This is a genomic window from Mycobacterium noviomagense (genome assembly GCF_010731635.1).
In the GTDB taxonomy this organism is placed as follows: Bacteria; Actinomycetota; Actinomycetes; order Mycobacteriales; family Mycobacteriaceae; genus Mycobacterium; species Mycobacterium noviomagense.
Genome location: NZ_AP022583.1, coordinates 2,982,950 through 3,007,087 on the forward strand (window position 1 = coordinate 2,982,950; position 24,138 = coordinate 3,007,087).

The following is a 24,138-nucleotide window of genomic DNA, read 5'->3' on the forward strand; positions in this document are numbered from 1 at the left end:
GGCGGCGAGATGGTGTCCGCGGGTCGGCAAGGTTGCGGTTCTAGGGGAGCGGACGGGGCGACCCGCTCGACACGCCGCGGCCGCAATCGACACAATGGCGCTGAAATTTGATCACGACATGATATGGAATTTCGTTTCAGCGCTTGACCGCGGCAAGTAACCCGTGTGTAATCACATCAGTGTCATTTCCCGGTTGGCCGGCCGGTTGCGGTGTCGCAGACCGAGATTCGATCACTTGTTCGAAATAGAGTTGGCCGCACAACACATCACAAGAGTGGCGACATTCACCATCAACGAATCCGGTGAGGAGGCGGACATGTCCTATGAGCACCTTCGGGGCGTAGTGGGAGGGACACCGCACACCAATGCCGTGTCGGCGACGACGGGGGCAGCGTCACGGCCCCACTTGAGCTTGGTTTCCGATGCGGCCGAAGTATTTCCGCTGGAACCGGTGAGCCGCGACCAGTGGCAGGACCGCGCTTTGTGCGCGCAAACCGACCCCGAGGCGTTCTTCCCCGAAAAGGGCGGGTCCACTCGCGAGGCCAAGAAGATCTGCCTGGGCTGCGAGGTGCGCACCGAGTGCCTGGAGTACGCGCTGGCGCACGACGAGCGCTTCGGCATCTGGGGCGGCCTCTCCGAGCGGGAACGCCGCCGCCTCAAGCGCGGCATAATCTAGCGGCTCCGGCTAGCCGCGGGGGCTAGCGGCGGGGACGACCCGCTGCGCGACTAGTCGTCGTCGATCGTGGGGTCGATGACGGTCGGCTCGACGTCGAGATACGTCGCCACCTGAGCCACCAGAATCTCATGCAGCAATTCGCCAAGTTCGACGGTGTCTTTCGCGCGTCGCTCAATCGGCTTGCGGAACAAGACAATTCGTGCCCTGGTGGCATTGCCGCGCACGTCGACGCCGGCCGGGATCAACCGGGCCAGCGGGATGGGCCCGTCGGCGACGACCTCGGGCGGCCACTGCACGCTGTCGGGATCCTTCGGGCACATGCGTGGGATCTCGTCAACCGCCACGTCAAGCGCGGACACCCGCTCCTGCCAGCGGCGCTCGATGGGTTCGTAGGCCTCCAGCACCGCCATGTCGAATCGCTCGCCGCGGCTGCGCCAGCCCGGCACTGTCGGCGGTAGCAGCGGCCCGCGCATTTCGCGGCCCCGGCTTGTTGCCGACCTGCGTGCCGACCGACCGCCTCGCCGAGAGCCGGGGGATTCGCCCACGCGCCGATGGTAACGGTTGGACATCGTGGACCAGCCGAATGCGCGTGTCCGGCACTGTGGGGTCGTTTGCGCGCGATAGCCTCTCGACCGTGACTGCTCCCCGTCGCTGCTGCCGGCCCGGGTGTCCGCACTATGCGGTGGCGACGCTGACGTTCGTCTACTCGGACTCGACGGCGGTCGTCGGTCCGCTGGCCACCGCGAGAGAGCCGCACTCGTGGGATCTTTGCGTCGGGCACGCCAGCCGGATCACCGCGCCGCGGGGCTGGGAACTCGTTCGCCATCCCGGACCGCTGACGATCAACCCTGACGAGGACGACTTGGTGGCACTTGCTGATGCGGTGCGCGAGGGCCGCGGCGTTCTAGCGAGCCGTCCGCCGGTCAACGGCTTCTCCGATCCCGCCGGCCACCATGCAGCTGCGCCCGTCGGCGTACCCAGTGCCGGCGTGCTCGCCCCAACCGCGCAGCCATCGACCGGAACCGGACGCCGTCGCGGTCATCTGCGGGTGTTGCCAGACCCACCGCGCGAACAGCCGGAGTAGCCGGCGACGAGCGCGCTGGCGTACGTACAGCGAGGCCGACCAGAGCGGTTAGGCTGGCGACCAAGAGTCCCTTCGTCAGGAGCCCTGTCATGTCTCGGCCCGCTGCGGCTGTCCACCGTGTAATCAAGGCGTATGACGTACGCGGCCTGGTGGGCGACGAGATCGACGAGTCCCTGGCCGCCGATGTCGGTGCGGCTTTCGCGCGGCTGATGCGCGACGAAGGGGCTCGCCAAGTGGTGGTCGGCCATGACATGCGGGACAGTTCGCCGTCGCTGGCAGCTGCGTTTGCCGCCGGGGTGAGCCGGCAGGGTCTCGACGTTGTCCGCATCGGCCTGTCGTCCACCGACCAGTTGTACTTCGCGTCGGGCCTGCTCGACTGTCCCGGCGCAATGTTCACCGCCAGCCACAACCCGGCCGCCTACAACGGCATCAAAATGTGTCGCGCGGGCGCCAAGCCGGTTGGAGCCGACACCGGGCTGGCCACCATCCGCGACGAACTGATCGCCGGTGTTCCTGCGCACCACGGGGCCGCCGGCTCTCTCACCGATCGCGATGTGCTGGCCGACTACGGGGAGTTCCTGCGCTCGTTGGTCGACCTGTCCGACCTGCGTCCGCTGCGGGTCGCCGTGGACGCCGGCAACGGAATGGCCGGCCACACCGCGCCGGCCGTGTTGGGTCCCATCGAGTCGATCACGTTGCTGCCGCTGTACTTCGAGCTCGACGGTTCGTTTCCGCATCACGAGGCCAACCCGCTGGACCCGGCCAACCTGGTCGATCTGCAGGCGTACGTGCGCGACACCGGGGCCGATATCGGACTGGCCTTCGACGGCGACGCCGACCGCTGCTTCGTCGTCGACGAACGCGGCCAGCCGGTCTCGCCGTCGACGGTGACGGCCTTGGTGGCCGCGCGTGAACTCAACCGGGAAATCGGCGCAACCGTGATTCATAACCTGATCACCTCGCGCGCCGTGCCGGAACTGGTGGTCGAACGCGGCGGCACACCGGTGCGCTCCCGGGTCGGGCATTCCTACATCAAGGCACTGATGGCCGACACCGGCGCGATCTTCGGCGGCGAACACTCCGCGCACTACTACTTCCGCGATTTCTGGGGCGCCGACTCGGGGATGCTGGCCGCGCTGCATGTGCTTGCCGCGCTGGGCGAGCAGGAGCGGCCGCTATCGCAGCTGACCGCCGACTACCAACGCTACGCATCCTCCGGCGAGATCAACTTCCCCCTGACCAGCACCATCGACGCGTCCGTATATGTCGAGGCCGTGCTGAAGTCGTTCGGCACCCGGATCCACTCCATCGATCATCTCGACGGGGTGACGGTGGACTTGGGCAACGGCAGCTGGTTCAACTTGCGCAGCTCCAACACCGAGCCGCTGCTGCGGCTCAACGTCGAGGGCCGCTGCGCCGAAGACGTCGAGGCGGTGGTCCAGCAGATCGCCGCCGAAATCGCGCAGATCGCGGGCCAGCCGGAGGTCGTGTCGTGAACGCCATCCGCGCCACCATCGACCTCGACGACACCGAAGGCCTGATCGCCGCCGACCGCGAGGGGTTGCTGCGGGCCGCATCGATGGCCGGCGCGCAAGTCCGGGCCACCGCGGCCGCATGCGACGAAGGCGCACTGGATTCGATCCGCGGCGGAGAGCGTCCCCGCACGGTCGTCTGGGTAGCCAGCCGCGGCACCGCCGCGACAGCCGGAGCCATGCTGGCCGCAGCGTTGGGCGGTTCGGCCGGCGAACCGATCGTCGTAGCCGCCGAGGCGCCGCCCTGGATCGGGGCGCTCGATGTACTGATCGTGGCCGGCGACGATCCCGGCGATCCCGCACTGGTGGGGGCCGCAGCAACCGGGGTGCGCCGGGGCGCACGGGTGGTTGTCTCGGCGCCCTATTCGGGCCCGCTGCGCGACACGACCGCTGGACGGGTCGCCGTGCTGGAACCCCGCCTACCGGTGTCCGACGAGTTCCTGCTATGCCGTTATCTGGCCGCCGGGCTGGGCGTGTTGACCGGGGTTGACCCCAGCCTAGGAATCGACTTGGCGCGGCTTGCCGACGAACTCGACAGCGAAGCACTACGCAACAGCGCGGCCCGTGAAGTGTTCACCAACCCGGCCAAAGCGCTCGCCCAGCGCATGGCGGGTCACCGAGTCGCGCTGGCGGGCGACTGCGCTGCCACGTTGGCGCTGGCCCGCCATGGCTCGTCGGTCCTGCTGCGCTTCGCCCACCGGGTGGTCGCCGCCACCGGCCTTGCCGACGCGGTAGCGGCGCTGCACGCAGGGTTCCCCGATGCGGCGGACGCGCTGTTCCACGACGAACAAATCGACGGACCGCTGCCGGAGCGGCTGCGGGTTTTGGCGCTGACGCTGGCCGCCGAGCGGACGGTGGTGGCGGCACGGGTGGGCGGGTTCGATGTCGACCTTGTCGCCGCTGAGGATGTTCCGGATTTGCAGGAGCCGTCCGCCAGCGCGGCAACCGGGCTCGGTGTCGAGCAGCAACTGGCGATATTGGCTGTCCGGCTGGAGATGGCTGCTGTTTACATGCGACTGGTGCGCGGATAAACCGGGGATACACAGACAGTGGAACTGCTACGCGGCGCGATACGGACGTACGCTTGGGGATCGCGGACCGCTATTGCCGAATTCACCGGCCGGCCGGTGCCGGCTGCCCATCCTGAGGCCGAACTCTGGCTCGGCGCACATCCGGCCGACCCGGCCTGGCTGGAAACCGAAAACGGCGAGAGCTCACTGCTGGACGCGCTGGTCGCCGATCCGGAGGGGCAACTTGGTTCGGCCGCCCGCGCCCGATTCGGTGATGCGCTGCCATTCTTGGTCAAGGTGCTGGCCGCCGACGAGCCGCTGTCGCTGCAAGCCCATCCGAGTGCCGAGCAGGCGATCGATGGTTACCTACGCGAAGAGCGGCTCGGTATTCCGGTCTCCTCGCCGATCCGCAACTATCGCGACAACCGTCACAAGCCCGAGTTGCTGGTGGCTCTACAGCCCTTCGAGGCGCTGGCCGGGTTCCGCCCGGTGGGCCGCACCATCGAGTTGCTGCGGGCGTTGGCCGTCTCGGACCTAGACCCCTACATCGAATTGCTCAACGACCAATCCGATGCCGACGGATTGCGGGCGTTGTTCACCACCTGGATTACCGCGCCACAGCCCGACATCGACGTGTTGGTACCTGCGGTGATCGAGGGCGCCATCCACTACCTCACGTCCGGGACAACGGAATTCGCCGCAGAAGCCAAGACTGTCTTGGAGCTCGGCGAGCAGTATCCCGGCGACGCCGGTGTCCTGGCGGCGTTGTTGCTCAACCGCATCAGCCTCGCTCCCGGTGAAGCGATCTTTCTGCCGGCCGGCAATCTGCACACCTACCTGCGCGGTGTCGCGGTCGAGGTAATGGCCAACTCCGACAACGTGTTACGCGGCGGGTTGACGCCCAAGCACGTCGACGTGCCGGAGTTGCTGCGGGTACTGGATTTCAACCCGACCACGGAGGCACAGCTGCGACCGCCGGTTCACCGCGACGGACTCGAGCTCATCTACGACACCCCGGCAACCGAGTTCGCGGCGTCGGTGCTGACGCTCGATGGCGAACACCTCGGCCACCAGGTCGACGCGCCGTCGCGCCACACTGGTTCCCAGGGCCCGCAGATCTTGCTGTGCACCGAAGGATCGACAACCGTGCACGGGAAATCCCGGGCGTTGACGCTCAACCGCGGCATGGCGGCCTGGGTGGCAGCTGACGACGGGCCGATCAGGCTGGTCGCCCGCGAGCCGAGCAAGCTGTTCTGTGCCACCGTGGGCCTGTGACGGCGGCGCCCGCCAGTAGTACCCGTGCGATTCTGGCCGCCCTGGCGGCGAATGCCGGGATCGCCGCTGCCAAGTTCGTCGGCTTTCTGGTCACCGGCAGCTCATCGATGCTTGCCGAGTCGGTGCACTCGGTTGCCGACACCGGTAACCAAGCACTGCTGCTGTTCGGTCAGCGTGCCGCACGCAAACAGCCCGACGCCCTGCACCCGTTCGGCCATGGCCGTAGCCGCTACTTCTGGTCGTTTGTCGTGGCACTTGTGCTGTTCACCCTCGGCTCGGTGTTCGCACTCTACGAGGGCTACCACAAGATCGCCCACTCCGCCGATCTCAGCTCGCCCGTGGTGGCGCTGGTAATTCTGGCGGTCGCAATCGGCTTGGAAGCCTTCAGTATTCGCACGGCGATCGTTGAGTCGCGGCCGCTGAAAGGCAGCGGTAGCTGGTGGCGCTTTATCCGTAACTCGCGCAATCCCGAGCTGCCCGTGGTGCTGCTCGAAGACACCGGCGCACTCGTCGGCCTGATGTTCGCGCTGGCCGGCGTCGGGTTAACCATCGCAACCGGCGACCCGGTGTGGGATGGCATCGGCACGGTCGGCATCGGCGTGCTACTTGGCCTGATCGCAATAGTCCTGATGGTCGAGATGCATAGCCTGCTGATCGGCGAAGGCGCCACCACTGCACAGATCCACGCGATCCAATCGGCGCTGGAATCGACTGAGCACGTCGATCGCCTGATCCACCTTCGCACCCAGTACCTCGGCCCCGACGAGATGCTGGTGGCCGCCAAGATCGCAGTGGCACCGCAGGTCGAGCTGGCCACCATCGCGGCCACCATCAACGCAGCCGAAGCCAACATCCGCGCGGCGGTGCCGTCCGCGCGGGTGATCTACCTCGAGCCCGACTTGGATCGCGCGCTGTCGCGGTAGCGCTCTCGCCACTGCTGCCGGCGCTCGGCCAGCCACAGCCGCATGTTGTGGCCGACGGCGCGGCCGATCAGCGCGGGCGACGGCACCATGTAGAGGCTGTCGAGCAGCGAGAACCGACGCAAAAACCATTCAGCGAGAACAGTATCCGTTTCTGCGGCGCCGAGGAACTGGTCGAACAGCTCACCCACCGGGTGATACCACCACGGCGCCGACCCGCTGGCGTGGTGGAAGGTGAGATCGCCGACCGCGTTCATCAGCCACACCGGATAGATGGACTTGGCGGTGGCCCGGTTCAGTTCGCGCGACACATTGCTGCGCGGGCCATGCACCAGCGCGCGGCGCAGATGCGCGGCCTGCAGCGACGTCATCGTCATGCCCTGGCCGAAGGTCGGATCGAAGCTGGCCACCGCATCGCCCAGCGGTACGATCCCCGCCGGGAAGCGGTCCAGCTTGTCGTAGCGACGCCATCTGCTGGTCGGGAAGCGATGAAACGCCACCTCCCCGACCGGTTCGGCCTGCTCGAGCGCGGCAGTAAAATGTGCGGGCAGCAGCTTCTCGGCGAGCACACGCATCTCGGAAAAGCTCTGTGGCGGTTGGGCTTTGGCGACACCGAAGGTAGTGAGAATCCAGATGCCGTCCTCGTAGGCCAGCATGCCCAGGCCCAGCGGCTGCTGCCGAGACGCGCCGCAAACCACAACCTTCTCCCGAATCAGGCCGTCAGGCATCCGGAACTGGTGTGACGCGTAGCCGATGCCCACCTCGACCACGTCCTCGCGGGGCTGCGCAAAACCCCACTGCGACAACCACAACGGCAGCCTGCTGCCACGGCCGGTCGCGTCGACGACCAGGTCAGCGGGAACAAATTCGGGCTCGGTGCCCGAATTCAGCAGCACCCCGGTCACCCGCTGCGCGGCAGCGTCGAATCGTGGCTCGCGGACCGAGCGTTTCTGGATCTCGACATTGGCGATGCCGCCGACCCGGCGCCGGATCTGCCATTCCAGATGTGGCCGGCTCGGCACGTAGGCGGTGAACTCTTCACGCAGCGTTTGCCCTGTCCCCAGCACGTGTCCGGCGGCACCGAAGTAGATGCAATCGGGCCGGTTCTCCAGCATGGGTACGCCCGCGGCGACCATGTCCGCGAGCAGACCGGGAAACAAGTCGTCCAGCTCTTGGGCCCCGCGGGCCATCAGCAAGTGCAAGTGTCGGCCCTGCGGGACCGCGGTGCGGTTGACGGGGGCGCCCGGCAGGTCGTCGCGCTCGAACACCGTCACCCGGTCGTAGAAATCCGACAGCACCCGGGCGGCACACAATCCTGCGATGCTGGCGCCGATCACGACGGCATGTCGCTGCGTGTTTTCGGCGCGCATGCTCGGAGAGTAGTCGGTACTGTCCCGGTTCATGGCCGGTCGATGGCGCACCAAGTCAATCGAACAGTCCATCGCCGACACCGACGAACCGAGCACCCAGCTGCGCAAGGGCCTCTCCTGGTGGGACCTCGTCGTGTTCGGCGTGTCGGTGGTGATCGGCGCGGGCATCTTCACCGTCACCGCGTCGACCGCCGGCAACATCACCGGCCCGGCGATATGGATATCGTTTCTGATTGCCGCGGCCACCTGCGGGCTCGCAGCGTTGTGCTACGCCGAGTTTGCCTCGATGCTGCCCGTCGCGGGCAGCGCCTACACCTTCTCCTATGCCACCTTCGGTGAATTTTTGGCCTGGGTCATCGGCTGGAATCTGGTCCTGGAATTGGCCATCGGCGCGGCCGTAGTGGCCAAGGGCTGGTCGAGCTATTTCGGAATGGTGTTCGGATTCGCCAAGGAGACAGTGAATTTCGGCCCTTACAGCCTCGACTGGGGTGCGCTGGTGATCATCGCGCTCGTGGCGACCCTGCTGGCGCTGGGCACCAAACTGTCGTCCCACTTTTCCGCCGCCGTCACCGCTATCAAGATCTCGGTGGTGGTGCTGGTGGTGATCGTCGGGGCCTTTTACATCAAGAGGGCCAACTACTCGCCGTTCATCCCCCCGCCCGAAACCGAGCACGGCGGAACCGGTGTCGACCAATCGGTGTTGTCGCTGTTGACCGGCGCGCAAACCAGCCACTACGGCTGGTACGGAGTGTTGGCCGGCGCGTCGATCGTGTTCTTCGCGTTCATCGGGTTCGACATCGTGGCCACCATGGCCGAGGAGACCAAGGATCCGCACCGCGATGTCCCGCGCGGCATCCTGGCCACGCTGGGCATCGTCACCGTGCTTTACGTCGCGGTCTCGGTGGTGCTGTCCGGGATGGTTCGATACACCCAGCTGCGGGACACCCCCAATGGCCGGCACGCGAACCTGGCGACCGCCTTCACCGCAAACGGAGTGCGTTGGGCTTCCCACATCATTTCGATCGGGGCGCTGGCAGGGCTGACGACCGTGGTGATGGTGCTGATGCTCGGCCAGTGCCGGGTGTTGTTCGCGATGTCCCGAGACGGGTTGTTGCCGCGTCTACTGGCTGTGACGGGACCACGCGGCACGCCGGTGCGGATCACGGTGCTGGTCGCTGTGCTTGTCGCAGTGGCGGCCTCAGTGTTCCCGATGGCCAAGCTCGAGGAGATGGTCAACGTCGGAACGCTGTTCGCGTTCGTCTTGGTGTCGGCCGGGATCGTCGTGCTGCGCCGAACACGTCCAGAGCTGCGGCGGGGTTTCCGCGTTCCGTGGTCGCCGTTGCTGCCGGTCCTGTCGGTGTGTGCGTGCCTGTGGCTGATGTTCAACCTCACCGCATTGACGTGGATTCGATTCGCGGTCTGGATGGTCGTCGGCGTCGCCATCTATCTCGGTTACGGCCGCCAACACTCGGTGCTGGCCAATCGGCCACCCAGCGACGACACCAGCCCGGAACCCGAACCGACACCGGCGGCGCCATAGCTTCCGTATACAAACTATGGCTTTGTGTCTAGTCAGAAGACACAATCACCTGTATTGTCCATTCTCAACGTGCTCTGACTCACGAGGAGGGTGGACGATATGGCCGGTGACGTGGCCAAGCAAGCCGATGCCGACGTGGTGGTGTGGCAAGACAAGAAGCGCTACCTGTGGCTGCTCGGGTTGATCGCGCCGACGGCGCTGCTGGTGACCCTGCCGATCGTGTGGGCAATGAACCAGGCCGGCTGGCAGACCGCCTCCCAAGTGCTGTTTTGGATCGGTCCGATTCTGCTGTACATCGTCTTGCCCGCGCTGGACCTGCGCTTTGGTCCCGACGGGCAAAACCCGCCGGACGAAGTCACGGAGCGGCTGGAGAACGACCGCTATTACCGCTACTGCACCTATCTCTACATCCCGTTCCAATACGCGAGCGTCGTGGTCGGTGCATATCTGTTCACGGCGTCGGACCTGAGCTGGCTGGGCTTCGAGGGGTCGCTCAGCTGGCCGGCCAAGATCGGCCTGGCACTCACGGTGGGGACGCTCGGTGGGGTCGGGATCAATACGGCGCACGAGATGGGCCACAAGAAGGAGTCGCTGGAGCGGTGGCTGTCCAAGATCACGCTGGCCCAGTCCTGCTACGGGCACTTCTACATCGAGCACAACCGTGGCCACCATGTACGGGTGGCCACGCCGGAGGACCCGGCATCGTCCCGCTTCGGTGAGACATTCTGGGAGTTCTTGCCCCGCAGTGTGTTTGGCAGCCTGCGCTCGGCTTGGCGACTGGAGGCCCAGCGGCTGCGGCGGCTGAACAAAAGCCCATGGCACCTGTCGAACGACGTGCTCAACGCTTGGCTGATGTCGGTTGTGTTGTGGGGCGTGCTGATCGCGGTGTTCGGCCCGGCGCTCATCCCGTTCGTGGTCATCCAGGCAGTCTTCGGCTTCTCGCTGCTGGAAGCGGTGAACTACCTCGAGCACTACGGGCTGCTGCGGCAGAAGACGGCCAACGGCCGCTACGAGCGCTGCACTCCCAAGCACAGCTGGAACTCCGACCACATCGTGACCAACCTGTTCCTGTATCACCTGCAGCGGCACAGCGACCATCACGCGAACCCGACGCGGCGCTACCAGACGCTGCGCAGCTTCCCCGACGCGCCCAGCCTGCCCAGTGGTTACGCGTCGATGATCGCGCTGACCTACGTTCCGCCGCTGTGGCGCAAGGTCATGGACCACCGCGTGCTGGCCCACTACGGCGGCGACATCACCCGCGTCAACGTCCATCCCCGCCGCCGGCAGGAGCTGCTGGCCCGTTACGGGGCGGCAGCATGATGGCCGCCTACCGCTGCCCGGTCTGCGACTACGTCTACGACGAAGCCAAAGGCGCTGAGCGGGAAGGCTTTCCGGCCGGCACACCCTGGCATCAGATCCCCGATGACTGGTGCTGTCCCGACTGCGGGGTACGGGAAAAGATCGACTTCGAAAAGATAGGAGCAAGCAGATGACCGACTACAAGCTGTTCGTGTGTGTGCAGTGCGGCTTCGAGTACGACGAGGCGCTGGGCTGGCCGGAAGACGGCATCGCGCCTGGCACCCGCTGGGACGACATCCCCGACGACTGGAGCTGCCCGGACTGCGGCGCCGCCAAGTCCGACTTCGAGATGGTGGAAGTCGCGCGTTCATGACAGCTACCCTCGCGCATGTGAAACGGGTCCCGTACGCCGAGGCGTCACGGGCCCTGTTGCGCGATTCGGTGCTCGACGCGATGCGCGAACTACTGCTGACCCGCGACTGGTCGGCCATCACGCTGGCCGACGTGGCGCGCGAAGCGGGCATCAGCCGGCAGACCATTTACAACGAGTTCGGGTCGCGGCAAGGCCTCGCGCAGGGGTATGCGCTGCGGCTGGCGGATCGACTGGTGGACCTCGTCGAGGCCGCGATCTACAACAATGTCGGCGACATCTACGCGGCGTTTCTCGAGGGCTTTCGGGCGTTTTTCACCGAGTCAGCCGCCGACCCGCTGGTGATCTCGCTGTTGTCCGGAGTGGCCAAACCCGATCTGCTCCAGTTAATCACCACCGACAGCGGACCCATCATCACGCACTGCTCGGACCGGTTGACGTCTTCGTTCATCCACAGCTGGGTCAACGCAAGCGAAGACGACGCGGGAATACTCGCTCGGGCGATCGTGCGGCTGGCCATCAGCTACGTCTCGATGCCGCCGGAAGCCGACCACGACGTCGCCGCCGATCTGGCGCGGCTGTTCACCCCGGCTGCCGAACGGTACGGCGTCATAGAAGCGCAATGACCCGGCATGATGGCGGCGCCGGATCACGACTAATGTGTATGCAAGCTAACTAGTTGAATCGACGAGGATTGGGTGCAGACCATGACGACCACCGAAAACGCGCTGAGCACCGACGTCCGCAACGGCATCGAATACAAGGTCGCCGACCTGTCGTTGGCGGACTTCGGCCGCAAGGAGATCGAGCTCGCCGAGCACGAGATGCCCGGGCTGATGTCGTTGCGCCGTGAGTACGCCGAAGTGCAGCCGCTCAAAGGTGCCCGCATCTCGGGGTCGCTGCACATGACCGTGCAGACCGCGGTGCTTATCGAGACGTTGACCGCGCTCGGCGCCGAAGTCCGGTGGGCGTCGTGCAACATCTTCTCCACCCAGGACCACGCCGCCGCCGCGGTGGTCGTCGGCCCCCACGGCACCCCGGAGGAGCCCAAGGGCACGTCGGTTTTCGCGTGGAAGGGCGAGACGCTCGAGGAGTACTGGTGGGCTTGCGAGCAGGCGCTGACGTGGCCTGATATCGCGGGCGCCGCCGCGCCCGCGAACATGATCCTCGACGACGGCGGAGACGCCACCATGCTGGTGCTGCGCGGCATGCAGTACGAGAAGGCCGGTGTGGTGCCGCCCGCCGAAGAGGACGACTCGACCGAGCACAAGGTGTTCCTGAACCTGCTGCGCAACCGCTTCGAGACCGACAAGAACAAGTGGACGAAGATCGCCGAGTCGGTCAAGGGCGTCAGCGAGGAGACCACTACCGGCGTGCTGCGCCTCTACCAGTACGCCGCGGCCGGGGATCTGGCGTTCCCGGCGATCAACGTCAACGACTCGGTGACCAAGAGCAAGTTCGACAACAAGTACGGCTGCCGGCACTCGCTGATCGACGGCATCAACCGCGGCACCGACGTGCTGATCGGCGGCAAGAAGGTGCTGATCTGCGGCTACGGCGACGTCGGCAAGGGCTGCGCGGAATCGATGGCGGGCCAGGGTGCGCGGGTCACCGTCACCGAGATCGACCCGATCAACGCGCTGCAGGCGCTGATGGAGGGTTACGACGTCAAGACGGTCGAGGACGTGATCGGCGAGGCCGACATCGTCGTCACCGCCACTGGCAACAAGGACATCATCACGCTCGAGCACATGCGGGCGATGAAGGACAAGGCCATACTGGGCAACATCGGCCACTTCGACAACGAAATCCAGATGGCCGCGCTGGAACGCTCCGGTGCCAGGAAAACCAACATCAAACCGCAGGTGGACCTGTGGACCTTCCCTGACAGCGGCAAGTCGATCATCGTGCTCTCCGAGGGCCGGCTGCTCAACCTCGGCAACGCCACCGGCCACCCGTCGTTCGTGATGAGCAACAGCTTCTCCAACCAGGTGATCGCCCAGATCGAGCTGTGGACCAAGAACGACGAGTACGACAACGAGGTGTACCGGCTGCCCAAGCACCTCGACGAGAAGGTGGCCCGCATCCACGTCACCGCGCTCGGCGGGCATCTGACCAAACTCACCAAAGAGCAGGCCGAATACATCGGCGTCGACGTCGACGGCCCCTACAAGGCCGACCACTACCGCTACTGAGCGCTCCCTATCGAGTCTGCGTTCACCGCGTCGACGCTGCGGTGATGGCTCGTTCGCCGCGCGCCGGCGCGCTACGAACGCAGTCTCGACGTTATGAGTGCAGGCTCGCCTGCCCAGCGAGCGCGCTAGGCTCGCGCCGTGCTGATCGCGATCGAAGGGGTCGACGGCGCAGGCAAGCGAACACTGTCGCGGGGCCTGCAAGCGGCCTTCGAGGCCGGCGGAAAGTCGGTGGCCACGCTGGCCTTCCCGCGCTATGGGCAGTCCGTGCCGGCCGACGTCGCCGCTGAGGCGCTACGCGGCCAGCACGGCGACCTCGCGTCGAGCGTCTACGCGATGGCGATGCTGTTCGCGCTGGACCGCGCCGGGGCAGCAGCCCAGATCGAAAGGCTGCGTGACGACTACGACGTGGTGATCCTCGATCGCTATGTGGCCTCCAACGCCGCCTACAGCGCCGCCCGCCTGCATCAGGACGCCACCGGTGAGGTAGCCGCTTGGGTGCACGACATCGAATACGGCCGGCTGCACCTTCCGGTGCCGGATTGCCAAGTGCTCCTTGATGTTTCGGCTGAACTTGCCAGGCAGCGGGCACGCAACCGGGCGGTGCAGGAAGCGGGCCGCGACCGCGACGCCTATGAACGCGACGACGACCTTCAACAGCGCACCGGCGCGGTGTACGCCGGGCTGGCCGCCGCGGGCTGGGGTGGCCGTTGGCAAGTGGTGGGCGCCGACGTCGACCCTGGCAAGTTGGCCGCCACGTTGCTCGCCGGGTGAGCCGCGAGAAGAAACGCCCGCGTGATAGCTGAGTTTTATCGCGATGTGGTGACACCATGGACACCATGAGGCAAAGGATTCTCGTCGTCGATGACGACGCTTCGCTGGCCGAGATGCTCACTATCGTGCTGCGGGGGGAAGGCTTCGATACCGCGGTCATCGGTGACGGCAGCCAGGCGCTCACCGCGGTCCGTGAGCTGCGCCCCGATCTGGTGTTGCTGGACCTGATGCTGCCCGGCATGAACGGCATCGACGTCTGTCGGGTGTTGCGGGCCGACTCCGGGGTGCCGATCGTGATGCTGACCGCCAAGACCGACACCGTGGATGTGGTGCTGGGCCTGGAGTCAGGCGCCGACGACTACATCATGAAACCGTTCAAGCCCAAGGAGCTGGTGGCCCGGGTCCGAGCGCGGCTGCGGCGCAACGACGACGAGCCGGCCGAGATGCTCTCGATCGCCGACGTCGACATCGACGTGCCAGCCCACAAAGTCACTCGCAACGGCGAGCAGATCTCGCTGACCCCGCTGGAGTTCGACCTGCTGGTCGCGCTGGCACGCAAACCGCGCCAGGTGTTTACTCGTGATGTGCTGCTCGAACAGGTGTGGGGATACCGTCACCCAGCGGACACCCGCTTGGTGAACGTGCACGTTCAGCGTCTGCGGGCCAAGGTCGAGAAGGACCCGGAGAATCCGCAAGTTGTCCTGACCGTTCGAGGAGTGGGTTACAAGGCCGGACCTCCGTGATCTGCGCCTGTGCAGATGCACGGCCGCGTGACGAATCGGGAGCCCGGCCGGCTTGCGGGGGAGAGCGGCAGTTGTGATGTGGGGCTCGCGGCGACGCATCCGGAGTCGTTGGGGGCCTTCGACACCGCTGATGCGCGGTATGAGTGCGTTAAGCCGGGCGGTAGCCGTCGCCTGGCGCCGCTCGCTGCAGTTGCGCGTGATCGTGTTGACCCTCGGAATGTCATTCGCGGTGATCGTTGCGCTGGGCTTCGTGCTGACCAGCCAGGTCACCAACCGAGTGCTCGACGTGAAGGTCCGCGCGGCCATCGAACAGATCGAGCGGGCACGCAACACGGTTAGCGGGATCGTCAGCGGCGAGGAGGCTCGCTCGCTGGACAGCAGCCTTCAACTGGCCCGCAACACGTTGACGTCGAAAACCGACCCGTCGTCCGGCGCGGGGCTGGCCGGTGCGTTCGACGCGGCCCTTCTCGTCCCCGGCGACGGTCCGCGCGCCGCGACCACCGCCGGGCCCATCGATCAGGTGCCGACGTCGCTGCGTGACTTCGTCAAGGCGGGGCAGGTCGCCTACCAGTACGCCACCGTGCACACCGAAGGCTTCTCCGGGCCTGCACTGATCATCGGCACCCCGACCCCGTCGCGGGTGACCAACCTGGAGCTGTACCTGATCTTTCCGCTGGCAAACGAATCCAGCACGATCTCGCTGGTGCGCGGCACTATGACGACCGGCGGTGTCGTGCTGCTCGTGTTGCTCGCGGGCATCGCGTGGTTGGTCTCTCGCCAGGTGGTGGTGCCGGTGCGGTCGGCGTCGCGGATCGCCGAGCGATTCGCCGAGGGTCATCTGTCCGAACGAATGCCGGTGCGCGGCGAAGACGACATGGCGCGGCTTGCCATGTCGTTCAACGACATGGCCGAAAGCCTGTCGCGGCAGATCGCCCAACTCGAGGAGTTCGGCAACCTGCAGCGCCGATTCACCTCAGACGTCAGCCATGAGCTGCGCACCCCGCTGACCACAGTGCGGATGGCCGCCGATCTGATCTACGACCACAGCGCCGATCTCGACCCCGCGCTGCGGCGCTCCACCGAGTTGATGGTCAGCGAGCTGGACCGGTTCGAAACACTGCTCAGCGACCTCCTGGAGATCTCCCGGCACGACGCGGGTGTGGCCGAGTTGTCGGTCGAGTCGGTGGACCTGCGAGCGACCGTCAACAGTGCGCTGGCCAATGTGGGCCACTTGGCCGAGGACGCCGGTGTAAAGCTGATCGTGGACCTACCGCCTCGCGAGGTGATCGCCGAGGTCGACACGCGCCGAGTCGAGCGCATCCTGCGCAACTTGATCGCCAACGCCATCGACCACGCCGAGCGCAAACCGGTGCGAATTCGGATGGCCGCCGACGAAGACACCGTCGCGGTCACCGTGCGCGACTACGGCGTTGGGCTGCGCCCTGGTGAGGAAAAGCTGGTGTTCAGCCGGTTCTGGCGCTCGGATCCGTCCCGAGTGCGGCGGTCCGGCGGCACCGGACTGGGGTTGGCGATCAGCGTCGAGGACGCTCGGCTGCACCAGGGCCGGCTGGAGGCCTGGGGCGAACCCGGCAAGGGCGCCTGCTTCCGGCTGACGCTGCCGCTGGTCCGCGGTCACAAGGTCACCACCAGCCCGTTGCCGATGAAACCGATTGCGGCCGAACGCAGCGAGCGCCCACCCCGCCAGCGGGAGCACGCCGAAAGGGGCGCGTGATGCGCCGGTTCGCGGCGCTGCTGAGCGTGGCCGTGGTCGCCGTGGTACTCGCCGGATGTGCGGCTGTCCCAAGGTCGTCGGCGCCGCAGGCCATCGGCACGGTTGCGCGGCCGGCGCCGTCGAACCTGCCCAAGCCGACCCCGGGCATGGACCCCGACGTGCTGCTGCGCGAATTCCTCAAGGCCACCGCCGATCCCGCCAACCGGCATCTGGCTGCCCGACAATTTCTGACCCAGTCGGCGTCCAACGCCTGGGACGACGCGGGTAGCTCGCTGCTGATCGACCACGTCGTATTTGTGGAAACCCGTAGTGCCGAACGAGTTTCGGTCAACATGAAGGCGGACATCTTGGGCTCGCTGTCGGACATGGGAGTGTTCGAGACTGCCGAGGGTGTATTGCCCGATCCCGGCCCGATCGAATTGGTCAAGACGTCCGGTGGTTGGCGTATCGACCGGCTGCCCAACGGCGTGTTCTTGGACTGGCAGCAGTTCCAGGCGACCTACAAGCGCAACGTGCTCTACTTCGCCGACCCGACCGGAAAGACTGTGGTCCCGGACCCGCGCTACGTCGCCGTCTCCGACCCGGATCAGCTTGCTACGGAACTGGTTTCGAAGGTGATCGCCGGCCCGCGCCCGGAGATGGCCCGGGCGGTGCGCAATTTGCTTTCGCCGCCGTTGCGGCTGCGTGGACCGGTGACCCGGGCCGACGGCGGCAAGACCGGCGTGGGCCGCGGTTACGGGGGCGCGCGGATCGATTTGGAAAGCTTGTCCACGACCGACCCGCACAGCCGCCTACTGCTTGCGGCACAGATCATTTGGACCTTGGCCCGGGCGGACATCAAGGGCCCGTATGTGATCAACACGGACGGCGCCGCGTTGGACGACAGGTTCACCGACGGGTGGACCACCTCCGATGTCGCCGCCACCGACCCCGGGGTCGCCGACGGTGCCGGCGCGGGCGTGCACGGCTTGGTGGGCGGCTCGCTGGTGTCGCTGGACGGTCAGCGATCCACCCCGGTGGCCGGTGCGTTCGGGCAGATGCCCGATCAAACCGCGGCTGCGTTGTCCCGCGGCGGCCATCGGGTGGCGTCGGTGGTGACGCAGCGGCCGGGCGCACCCGACATGGCGGCGACACTGTGGATTGGCGATCTCGGCGGCGAGGCGGTGCCGTCCGCCGACGGCCACAGCATGTCGCGGCCGAGCTGGTCGCTCGACGACGCGGTGTGGGTGGTGCTGGACGGCAACAACGATCTGCGGGTCATTCAGGAACCGGCGTCCGGTCAGCCCGCGCGCATCCCGGTGGATTCGGGCGCGGTATCCGGCCGCTTCCCCGGTCCGATCAGCGAACTGCAGTTGTCTCGGGACGGGACGCGCGCCGCGATGGTGATTGCCGGACAGGTCATCCTGGCCAGCGTGGAGCAGCCGCAGGCCGGCCAGTTCGCGCTGACGTATCCCCGTCGGTTGGGCTTCGGGCTGGGGTCGTCGGTGGTGTCGTTGTCGTGGCGAACCGGCGATGACCTTGCGGTGAGTCGCACCGATCCGCAGCATCCGGTGTCGTATGTCAACCTCGACGGCGTCAACTCCGATGCGCCCAGCAGGGGTTTGCAGACGCCGGTGGGGATGATCGCGGCCAATCCGTCGGCGGTGTATGTCGCCGATCCTCGTGGGGTGCGCCAGCTTTCGGGCTCGGCCGCTGAAAACGAACAGATGTGGTACGACGTGCCGGGGTTCACGGTGCCCGGCGCGGTGCCCGTGCTGCCGGGCTGAGTTGTGGGCGACGAGGTGAATCGTTAGTTTTGCTGCGTGGATTCCGATGGGATCTTGCGGGTAGATCCGGCGGCGATGGCTGGTTGCGCCCAGGCGCTGGGCGGTGCTGCGGAGGCCCTGCGGAGCAGGTTGGCCGAACTGGATGGCCAGGTCGGGGAGATGCTGGGGGGTTGGCAGGGAACGTCTGGCCGTGCCTATTCCTCGGCGTGGGACTTGTGGCATCGCGGCGCCGGCGAGGTGATGCTGGGATTGTCCATTCTGGCGGAGGCGGTCGGCAAAGCCGGTACGGCTTACCAGCACAACGAGTCGGCCTCAGCTCACGCGCTGCGAGGGGTCAAGGGTGGCTGAGGCATTCCGTGTCGATCCCGAGGCGTTGGCCGAAGCGGTCGAGCACATAAGCGAGTTTCAGCGCTATGCCGAAAGCATGCTCAGCGAAATCGATTCAATGGTAAGCAATCTGCACGCCACCTGGACCGGTGAGGCTGCTGCGGCGCACGCGGAGGCGCACCGGCATTGGAGCCGAGGTGAGGCGATGATGCGCGAAGCGTTGACCAAGCTGCAAGGTGCAGCCAAGACCGCGCACGCCAACTACACGGGCGCCATGGCCAAGAACGTAGGCATGTGGTCGTGAGCTGATGGCGCCGCTGGGCGTTGATCCCGCTGCGTTAGACGGCGCCGGGTCCGCAGTGTCCGCCGTCGGTGACGGTCTGGCTGCTGCGGTAGGCGCGTTGACGGCCGGATATGGGGCGAACACGGGTCAGGACGCCGCCGGTGAGGTGTTCGGACTGAAATACCAGGACGCCGCAGAGTCGACGTTGAAGGCGGCGGCAGCGGCGATTAATGCGTGCCGCAGCGTTGGATTCAAGGTGCGGGTTGGGGCGTCGAATTACTCCAAGGCGGAGGCTGCTTCGACGTTGGGTGGTGGTGCCGATGTGTTGCCGCCACCGGCACAGCCGGCTGACTTTGCGGCGCCGGGGGCGCCGGGGACGTTGGGTCCCGGGGTGCCTGAGCCGCTGTTGTGGTCGGTGGTGGAAGCGTTTGTCGGCGACTTGTGGCCCAATGGAAATGCGGCGCAGATCCATGCTGCCGCGGGTTGCTGGCGGACGTTCGGTGCGGCGCTACATGGCGCGAAAGATGCGTTGGCCGGGCCTAATTCAGTGGTCGGCGCGCAGCAGATGCCTGAGGGCGGGTTGATTCAGCAGGCTTTTTCCAAGCTTGGCGACGACATGGCCGGTATCGGCGCAGAGTGCGACAAACTGGCCAAGAGTCTGGGCGATTTTGCCAACCAGGTGCAGCGAACCCAAGATGCGATCCGGGATTTATTGCACCGGTTGGGCTCTCCGTCGGGCCTTTTCCATGAGGTGGTAGAAGTCTTCAAGGGCCACGGGCTCGACGAGGTCAAAAAGATCGCCGACGACATCAAGGCGGTGCTGAGCAACCTCATGCGCGAGGCTCAGGCCCGCGAGCAGGAGCTAAGCCAGGGGATGCAGATGCTCGACGGTTTAGTCCGCGGTCTGCAGATCTACATGCGCAGCGAGATCACCCATTTTGTGGGTGAGGACGTCGGCAACCCGCTGGCAACGGCTTTCGACATCTACACCAACGTCGGCGAGGGCCTCATCAAAGACGTTGTTGGGCTGCCGCAAGGCGTTCAGGCACTGAACCCGCTGCGGTTCGGCTACGACCCCAAGGGCGCCGCGGCTACTTGGAAGGGCCTAGCCGAGCTGCCGTTGTTGGGCGATCCGATGACGGCTCCCATTGTGGATGCGCTCGATCCGCAGGCGCGCCCTAACCTCGCGAAGGGGCTGCTCCACATCGATGATTGGCGCGGTGACCGGCCCGGTTTGGGCGCCGGGGAAAACATTGGTGACCTTCTGATGCTGGGTGTCCCCGGTCTCGGTGAAGCTGGCGCGGCGGCTCGGGGCACCGAGGCGGCCGGCGCCGCCGGCAGGGCCGCTGAGGAGGTCGAGACCGCCACGACGGCTGGCCGCGGTGGGCGCGCACTGGGCGAGGCCGGGGAGATGGGTCGGGCCACCGGCGCATTAGGTGATGTCAGCAAGACCTCCGACGCTTTAACGAAAGATCTTCAGAATGTCGGTAGCAATCTGCCCAAGACCCACCCGCCGGCTGGTGGGCGCCCGGGGGGTTTGCCGCCGGGACAGGGTGAACCGCCGGTTGGACCGGCACCCCGCCCCGTCGAACCAGCGCCCGCGCCTAGGGCGGAGCCGCCCACCCCGACGCGCCCGCAAGAGCCGGCGCCCACAACGCCACATGGGGCCGAGCCGCCCATCGGCCCCCGCGAACCGGCGACTGTTGCTCAACCCTCGGCGCCGGACGGTGCGCATGAACCGGTCCCGTCGTCCCCAGGCCAACATTCCGTACCTGCAGCCGCCGCGCCGGCTGAACAGTCGCTCGCACCCGGCGCCGAGGTGCCATCAGCGCCGCGCACGCCGATCACGCCCGAGAGCATCCCGGCCCAACCGAGCCTGGCTGGCGCTCATTCACCGCAATCCGCGCCAATATCAGCGCCCCACAAGCCGATTCCTGACTCCTATCCGGGTGGTGTGCACCCCTTCGACGAGCCCCCACCCGAAGCTGGCGGAGCTGGCGGTTCTGATGGCGGTGATGGCCACGGTGGTGGCGGTGATCACGGCGGCGAAGACGGCGCCGACGGTAGGGGCGAAGGCAGCCACAGCGGAGGCGGCGACCACGGTGACGCACATGACCCGCTGCATTCCCACGAGCCCTCGGGCGAGGGATGGGAGCGATTGCCCAATAAGGATGACATTGACCCGCAATACGGCGAGCCCTTGGACGAGCATTGGGACTATGACCACAATCCGGCAGGCCCAAGCCGGATAAATCCTGACGTCGCCGAAATCATGAAAGACCCGGACGGGCCGTTCGGCCGCGACCCGCAAGGGCACCCGTACACCCAACAGCAATACGCAGAGCGATTCAATCAGCTGGGGCCGAATGGCGAGCACTGGTACAACTTCCCCGGCAACGACGGCGCAGTAGTGCACACAAAGGTCGCTTTCAGCAACCTCGACCAATTCAAGAGATACTTCGGCGACCAGGTGGACCGCATCGGAGGGGACGATGGCGCGTATCTCGCGGTTATGAAAGACGGCATGCCGGCATCGTGGGAGGAACGCGCGATGCACGTCGACTCCCTCGGCGACCCTCGAAACGCCTACCGCCTCGACCGCCTCCCCGACGGTTGGCGCATCGAAGTGTCCGAGGTTGCACCGGGGCTGGGCCAGCCCGGGGGCGCGCCACAAGTGCGAATACTCAACGCCGACGGTGAGCCAGTGAGCGTGAGAGACCTGAGAAAGAAATGGGGCGTATTGCAATGACGAAGCGGATCGAGGTTTCTACGCAACTGGAGGAGTGGGCGCGCAGCGGCGGTTGGCGGCTGTCCGAGGCCGAAGACGGGCGCCCGATGTTCTGGAAAGAGGGCGGGCAGCTGCAATATTTGGTCAGGCGAAACGGCGACGGCTGGTTCGTCATTACGCACTTAGACCGCGGCGGCCCCGAGCATCTCGTCTTAGCGGCGCCCTCGATCGAGACGATCGAGAGGTATTTTTTTGGGGATCTCGGCTCATCCGTCAGGGAGCATCTCAGACTGCCGGACGTGCGCGAGCCTCTGTCTCGGGACGAGCTAGCGCCCGGATTCAGCCTCGGCACACGCACGTTTGAAGGGGTTGAGGACCGGATGGCGTTGATCGATTCTGCCGGCGCGGTGGTGGCAGTCTCCAGCAGAGACGTGTGGACAGGAACGGACCGACTGGTGAGGCTGTCGGTGTATGTGACCGCGACCATCGACGACATCGTCGCGTCATTTCTTGATCCCGAAGGAAAGCCGCTGTTTAGCCTCCGGTAGCACCGGCCCTACCCGCCTCGCCGGCGAGCAACCGGGGCAGTCTGGCTCCATAGCCGGCCCTTCAACGCAAGGCCCGGGGTGCATCGGCACCAGCTGCCAGAAGGCCGCCATCCGAGGCGTCCGCGGACACGGTGCGCATAGCCGGTCCACGCAGCAGACCCGCTGTCGGTGTTCCAATTCGGGGAGGGCGTGGCCAGGTTCCGGTACTAGAGATCGGCAGGGAGTGCCATATTGCCCTGGCTGTCACTCCTCCCCATCACACTTCACGCATGCTCGATCTTTTCCTCCCGTTGGAATGCGGCGGCTGCGGCGCGCCGTCGACGCGCTGGTGTGAAACATGCGCCAAGGAGCTGGAGGTAGCCCCGGATGCGCCGCACGTAGTGAGCCCGCGCGTCGACCCGCAGGTGCCCGTGTTCGCGCTCGGCCGCTATGCCGGTGCCCGCCGGCAGGCGATCGTGGCGATGAAGGAGCACGGTCGCACCGACCTCATCAGACCCTGGGCGCACGCGCTCGCCGTTGGACTGCATCGACTGCTCACCTGGGGCATGGTCGACAGCCCATTGACGATCGTGCCCGCGCCGACGCGCAAGTCGGCAGCGCGTCGCCGCGGCGGTGACCCCGTCGCGCGCATGGCAGCCGCGGCAGTCGCCGGCCATCCCGACATCGCGGTGACGCAGGCATTGCGGATGAAGGAGTTCGCCCGCGACTCCGCTGGCCTGGGCACCAGCGCACGTGAGCGCAATATCGCGGGCCGGGTGCTGCTGCGGCGTCACCGGCTGCCGACCCGTCACGAGGTCCTACTGGTCGACGACATCGTCACCACCGGCGCGACCGCCCGCGAGTCCGTCCGGGTCCTTCAAACCGCGGGCGTACGGGTCGCCGCGGTGCTCGCGATCGCCGCTGCCTGATAACCCCGTGCTGGGGCGCCTGGGTCAATCGTGAACAACTTGCAACAGGTGGACGAAAGGACTGGCACTGGGACCTGAACACGGGCTACGGTCGGGTCAAGCATCCGTGAACACCTCACGGCGGCGCTCATCTAGAGAAGCAAGCGCCACGTCGCCGACAACGGTAGGAGGTGAGTCCTCGACACCCTTGCACCGGCGGGCGGCCTGCATAGAAATCCGTGAACCCCGTCGGCGCGCATCTGCAAGCCGGGCACGCGAACGCGTGCGACGCGAGAGAAACGAGTTGTCAAGAATGTCAAGGCAAACCGTGGATTCCGGCCAGGCACTGGCCGACACAGACGAGCAGGCCGAACCGGCACCCCGAGCTGAGGTGGTCGTCAAGAGCCGCAACGTCGAGATCCCCGATCATTACCGCGTCTACGTCTCGCAGAAACTCGCCCGCCTCGAGCGGCTCGATCGTTCCATCTATCTTTTCGACGTCGAGCTCAAACATGCGCCCAACCGGCGTCAGCGCAAGTCGTGTCAACGGGTCGAAATCACCGCTCGCGGTCGGGGGCCGGTGAAGCGTGCCGAGGCCTGCGCTAACAGCTTCTACGCCGCCTTCGAGACGGCCGTCGACAAACTGGAGAACCGCCTGCGACGGGTCAAAGACCGCCGCAAAGTCCACTACGGCGACAAAACCCCGGTCGCGTTGTGTGATGTCGCCCCGGCGGCGCCCACCCTCGAAGCGGCGCCCGCCCTTAGAACGGCGCGCGCTCCCGAACCGGTGCTCACCGACGACGAAGCGGCGTTCAGCACCGAGGAAACGGCGTCGCACACACACGACGGCCCCGTCACCGACCACGAGCCCGGCCAGATCGTGCGGGTCAAGGAGCATCCCGCCAAACCCATGTCGGTCGACGACGCGCTGTATGAGATGGAGCTCGTCGGCCACGACTTCTTCTTGTTCCACGACAAGGAGACCGATAAGCCCTCAGTCGTCTACCGCCGGCGCGGCTACGACTACGGCCTGATCCGGCTGGCCTGAGGATCGGGGACACCGCCACCTCGTCCCCTAC

At 66.4% G+C, this 24,138-nt stretch carries 24 protein-coding genes; 22 read left to right on the forward strand and 2 right to left on the reverse strand.

Annotated elements, in window-relative coordinates; translation table 11 throughout:
* Window positions 1-316 precede the first annotated feature (316 nt).
* A complete protein-coding gene (locus tag G6N15_RS13975; protein ID WP_083087158.1) occupies window positions 317-676 on the forward strand; it encodes a WhiB family transcriptional regulator in 360 nt (119 codons plus the stop codon).
* A 50-nt stretch (window positions 677-726) separates the two neighbouring features.
* Here G6N15_RS13975 and G6N15_RS13980 read toward each other — a convergent pair whose 3' ends face one another.
* Window positions 727-1,149 carry a metallopeptidase family protein gene (locus G6N15_RS13980; protein ID WP_083087141.1) on the reverse strand — a complete coding sequence of 141 codons (423 nt, stop codon included), beginning with the start codon at window positions 1,147-1,149 and terminating at the stop codon, window positions 727-729.
* 161 nt (window positions 1,150-1,310) lie between these two features.
* Between G6N15_RS13980 and G6N15_RS13985 the strand changes: the two genes are divergently transcribed.
* The 5 genes from G6N15_RS13985 (at window position 1,311) to G6N15_RS14005 (ending at window position 6,500) form a co-directional block, all read left to right on the forward strand.
* On the forward strand, window positions 1,311-1,760 hold the full coding sequence (locus G6N15_RS13985) for a DUF3499 domain-containing protein (protein WP_197910666.1): 450 nt from the start codon (window positions 1,311-1,313) through the stop codon (window positions 1,758-1,760).
* Window positions 1,761-1,849: 89 nt separating this feature from the next.
* Complete coding sequence (locus tag G6N15_RS13990) at window positions 1,850-3,256, forward strand: phosphomannomutase/phosphoglucomutase (RefSeq protein WP_083087143.1); 1,407 nt, start codon at window positions 1,850-1,852, stop codon at window positions 3,254-3,256.
* Window positions 3,253-4,323 (forward strand): TobH protein, encoded by a 1,071-nt coding sequence (locus G6N15_RS13995; RefSeq protein ID WP_163748073.1) that lies wholly within the window; start codon window positions 3,253-3,255, stop codon window positions 4,321-4,323. Before G6N15_RS13990 ends, G6N15_RS13995 begins: the two co-directional genes overlap by 4 nt.
* Window positions 4,324-4,341: 18 nt before the next feature.
* Window positions 4,342-5,577: a mannose-6-phosphate isomerase, class I gene (gene manA / locus G6N15_RS14000; protein WP_083086396.1), complete on the forward strand. Its 1,236-nt coding sequence runs from the start codon at window positions 4,342-4,344 to the stop codon at window positions 5,575-5,577.
* Window positions 5,574-6,500, forward strand: coding sequence for a cation diffusion facilitator family transporter (locus G6N15_RS14005; RefSeq protein WP_083086393.1), 927 nt, complete (start codon window positions 5,574-5,576; stop codon window positions 6,498-6,500). The genes manA and G6N15_RS14005 overlap by 4 nt, the downstream gene beginning before the upstream one ends.
* On the opposite strand, the gene G6N15_RS14010 is transcribed toward G6N15_RS14005, so the two are convergent.
* The gene (locus G6N15_RS14010) at window positions 6,461-7,867 is read right to left on the reverse strand and encodes an FAD-dependent oxidoreductase (RefSeq protein ID WP_083086457.1); all 1,407 of its coding nucleotides are present in this window, start codon (window positions 7,865-7,867) and stop codon (window positions 6,461-6,463) included. The two genes, G6N15_RS14005 and G6N15_RS14010, sit on opposite strands and share 40 nt — an antisense overlap.
* A gap of 31 nt (window positions 7,868-7,898) precedes the next feature.
* Here G6N15_RS14010 and G6N15_RS14015 point away from each other — a divergent pair, with 31 nt between their 5' ends.
* The 16 genes from G6N15_RS14015 (at window position 7,899) to hpf (ending at window position 24,107) form a co-directional block, all read left to right on the forward strand.
* Window positions 7,899-9,407 carry an amino acid permease gene (locus G6N15_RS14015; RefSeq protein WP_083086390.1) on the forward strand — a complete coding sequence of 503 codons (1,509 nt, stop codon included), beginning with the start codon at window positions 7,899-7,901 and terminating at the stop codon, window positions 9,405-9,407.
* A 99-nt stretch (window positions 9,408-9,506) separates the two neighbouring features.
* Entirely contained in the window at window positions 9,507-10,730 is a 1,224-nt protein-coding gene (locus G6N15_RS14020) for an alkane 1-monooxygenase (protein ID WP_083086455.1), read from the forward strand.
* Entirely contained in the window at window positions 10,730-10,903 is a 174-nt protein-coding gene (locus G6N15_RS14025) for a rubredoxin (protein WP_083086453.1), read from the forward strand. The genes G6N15_RS14020 and G6N15_RS14025 overlap by 1 nt, the downstream gene beginning before the upstream one ends.
* On the forward strand, window positions 10,900-11,082 hold the full coding sequence (locus G6N15_RS14030; RefSeq protein WP_083086388.1) for a rubredoxin: 183 nt from the start codon (window positions 10,900-10,902) through the stop codon (window positions 11,080-11,082). The genes G6N15_RS14025 and G6N15_RS14030 overlap by 4 nt, the downstream gene beginning before the upstream one ends.
* Window positions 11,079-11,705, forward strand: a complete 627-nt coding sequence (gene alkX, locus G6N15_RS14035; RefSeq protein ID WP_083086385.1) for a TetR family transcriptional regulator AlkX — start codon at window positions 11,079-11,081, stop codon at window positions 11,703-11,705. The genes G6N15_RS14030 and alkX overlap by 4 nt, the downstream gene beginning before the upstream one ends.
* An 81-nt stretch (window positions 11,706-11,786) precedes the next feature.
* On the forward strand, window positions 11,787-13,274 hold the full coding sequence (gene ahcY / locus G6N15_RS14040; protein ID WP_083086382.1) for an adenosylhomocysteinase: 1,488 nt from the start codon (window positions 11,787-11,789) through the stop codon (window positions 13,272-13,274).
* A 138-nt stretch (window positions 13,275-13,412) separates the two neighbouring features.
* Window positions 13,413-14,045, forward strand: coding sequence for a dTMP kinase (locus G6N15_RS14045; protein WP_083086379.1), 633 nt, complete (start codon window positions 13,413-13,415; stop codon window positions 14,043-14,045).
* 56 nt (window positions 14,046-14,101) lie between these two features.
* The gene (gene mtrA / locus G6N15_RS14050) at window positions 14,102-14,788 is read left to right on the forward strand and encodes a two-component system response regulator MtrA (RefSeq protein WP_083086376.1); all 687 of its coding nucleotides are present in this window, start codon (window positions 14,102-14,104) and stop codon (window positions 14,786-14,788) included.
* Between the two features lie 73 nt (window positions 14,789-14,861).
* The gene (gene mtrB / locus G6N15_RS14055) at window positions 14,862-16,520 is read left to right on the forward strand and encodes an MtrAB system histidine kinase MtrB (RefSeq protein WP_083086374.1); all 1,659 of its coding nucleotides are present in this window, start codon (window positions 14,862-14,864) and stop codon (window positions 16,518-16,520) included.
* Entirely contained in the window at window positions 16,520-18,286 is a 1,767-nt protein-coding gene (gene lpqB, locus G6N15_RS14060; protein WP_083086371.1) for an MtrAB system accessory lipoprotein LpqB, read from the forward strand. The genes mtrB and lpqB overlap by 1 nt, the downstream gene beginning before the upstream one ends.
* A 36-nt stretch (window positions 18,287-18,322) precedes the next feature.
* Window positions 18,323-18,634 (forward strand): WXG100 family type VII secretion target, encoded by a 312-nt coding sequence (locus G6N15_RS14065; protein WP_083086369.1) that lies wholly within the window; start codon window positions 18,323-18,325, stop codon window positions 18,632-18,634.
* Window positions 18,627-18,917, forward strand: coding sequence for a WXG100 family type VII secretion target (locus tag G6N15_RS14070; RefSeq protein WP_083086367.1), 291 nt, complete (start codon window positions 18,627-18,629; stop codon window positions 18,915-18,917). The genes G6N15_RS14065 and G6N15_RS14070 overlap by 8 nt, the downstream gene beginning before the upstream one ends.
* Before the next feature lie 4 nt (window positions 18,918-18,921).
* The gene (locus G6N15_RS14075; protein ID WP_083086364.1) at window positions 18,922-21,645 is read left to right on the forward strand and encodes a WXG100-like domain-containing protein; all 2,724 of its coding nucleotides are present in this window, start codon (window positions 18,922-18,924) and stop codon (window positions 21,643-21,645) included.
* Window positions 21,642-22,172: an Imm61 family immunity protein gene (locus G6N15_RS14080; protein ID WP_083086361.1), complete on the forward strand. Its 531-nt coding sequence runs from the start codon at window positions 21,642-21,644 to the stop codon at window positions 22,170-22,172. The genes G6N15_RS14075 and G6N15_RS14080 overlap by 4 nt, the downstream gene beginning before the upstream one ends.
* Window positions 22,173-22,441: 269 nt before the next feature.
* A complete protein-coding gene (locus tag G6N15_RS14085) occupies window positions 22,442-23,080 on the forward strand; it encodes a ComF family protein (RefSeq protein ID WP_083086359.1) in 639 nt (212 codons plus the stop codon).
* Window positions 23,081-23,387: 307 nt separating this feature from the next.
* On the forward strand, window positions 23,388-24,107 hold the full coding sequence (gene hpf, locus G6N15_RS14090; RefSeq protein ID WP_083086357.1) for a ribosome hibernation-promoting factor, HPF/YfiA family: 720 nt from the start codon (window positions 23,388-23,390) through the stop codon (window positions 24,105-24,107).
* The last annotated feature ends 31 nt before the right edge of the window (window positions 24,108-24,138 follow it).

Excerpts from the sequence above, each read along its gene's own strand:
- G6N15_RS13975 (WP_083087158.1), top strand. The coding sequence starts at position 317 with ATGTCCTATGAGCACCTTCGGGGCGTAGTGGGAGGGACACCGCACACC.
- G6N15_RS13980 (WP_083087141.1), bottom strand. The coding sequence starts at position 1,149 with ATGCGCGGGCCGCTGCTACCGCCGACAGTGCCGGGCTGGCGCAGCCGC.
- G6N15_RS13990 (WP_083087143.1), top strand. The coding sequence starts at position 1,850 with ATGTCTCGGCCCGCTGCGGCTGTCCACCGTGTAATCAAGGCGTATGAC.
- G6N15_RS14010 (WP_083086457.1), bottom strand. The coding sequence starts at position 7,867 with ATGCGCGCCGAAAACACGCAGCGACATGCCGTCGTGATCGGCGCCAGC.
- G6N15_RS14015 (WP_083086390.1), top strand. The coding sequence starts at position 7,899 with ATGGCCGGTCGATGGCGCACCAAGTCAATCGAACAGTCCATCGCCGAC.
- G6N15_RS14020 (WP_083086455.1), top strand. The coding sequence starts at position 9,507 with ATGGCCGGTGACGTGGCCAAGCAAGCCGATGCCGACGTGGTGGTGTGG.
- G6N15_RS14025 (WP_083086453.1), top strand. The coding sequence starts at position 10,730 with ATGGCCGCCTACCGCTGCCCGGTCTGCGACTACGTCTACGACGAAGCC.
- G6N15_RS14030 (WP_083086388.1), top strand. The coding sequence starts at position 10,900 with ATGACCGACTACAAGCTGTTCGTGTGTGTGCAGTGCGGCTTCGAGTAC.
- alkX (WP_083086385.1), top strand. The coding sequence starts at position 11,079 with ATGACAGCTACCCTCGCGCATGTGAAACGGGTCCCGTACGCCGAGGCG.
- ahcY (WP_083086382.1), top strand. The coding sequence starts at position 11,787 with ATGACGACCACCGAAAACGCGCTGAGCACCGACGTCCGCAACGGCATC.
- mtrA (WP_083086376.1), top strand. The coding sequence starts at position 14,102 with ATGGACACCATGAGGCAAAGGATTCTCGTCGTCGATGACGACGCTTCG.
- lpqB (WP_083086371.1), top strand. The coding sequence starts at position 16,520 with ATGCGCCGGTTCGCGGCGCTGCTGAGCGTGGCCGTGGTCGCCGTGGTA.
- G6N15_RS14075 (WP_083086364.1), top strand. The coding sequence starts at position 18,922 with ATGGCGCCGCTGGGCGTTGATCCCGCTGCGTTAGACGGCGCCGGGTCC.
- G6N15_RS14080 (WP_083086361.1), top strand. The coding sequence starts at position 21,642 with ATGACGAAGCGGATCGAGGTTTCTACGCAACTGGAGGAGTGGGCGCGC.
- G6N15_RS14085 (WP_083086359.1), top strand. The coding sequence starts at position 22,442 with ATGCTCGATCTTTTCCTCCCGTTGGAATGCGGCGGCTGCGGCGCGCCG.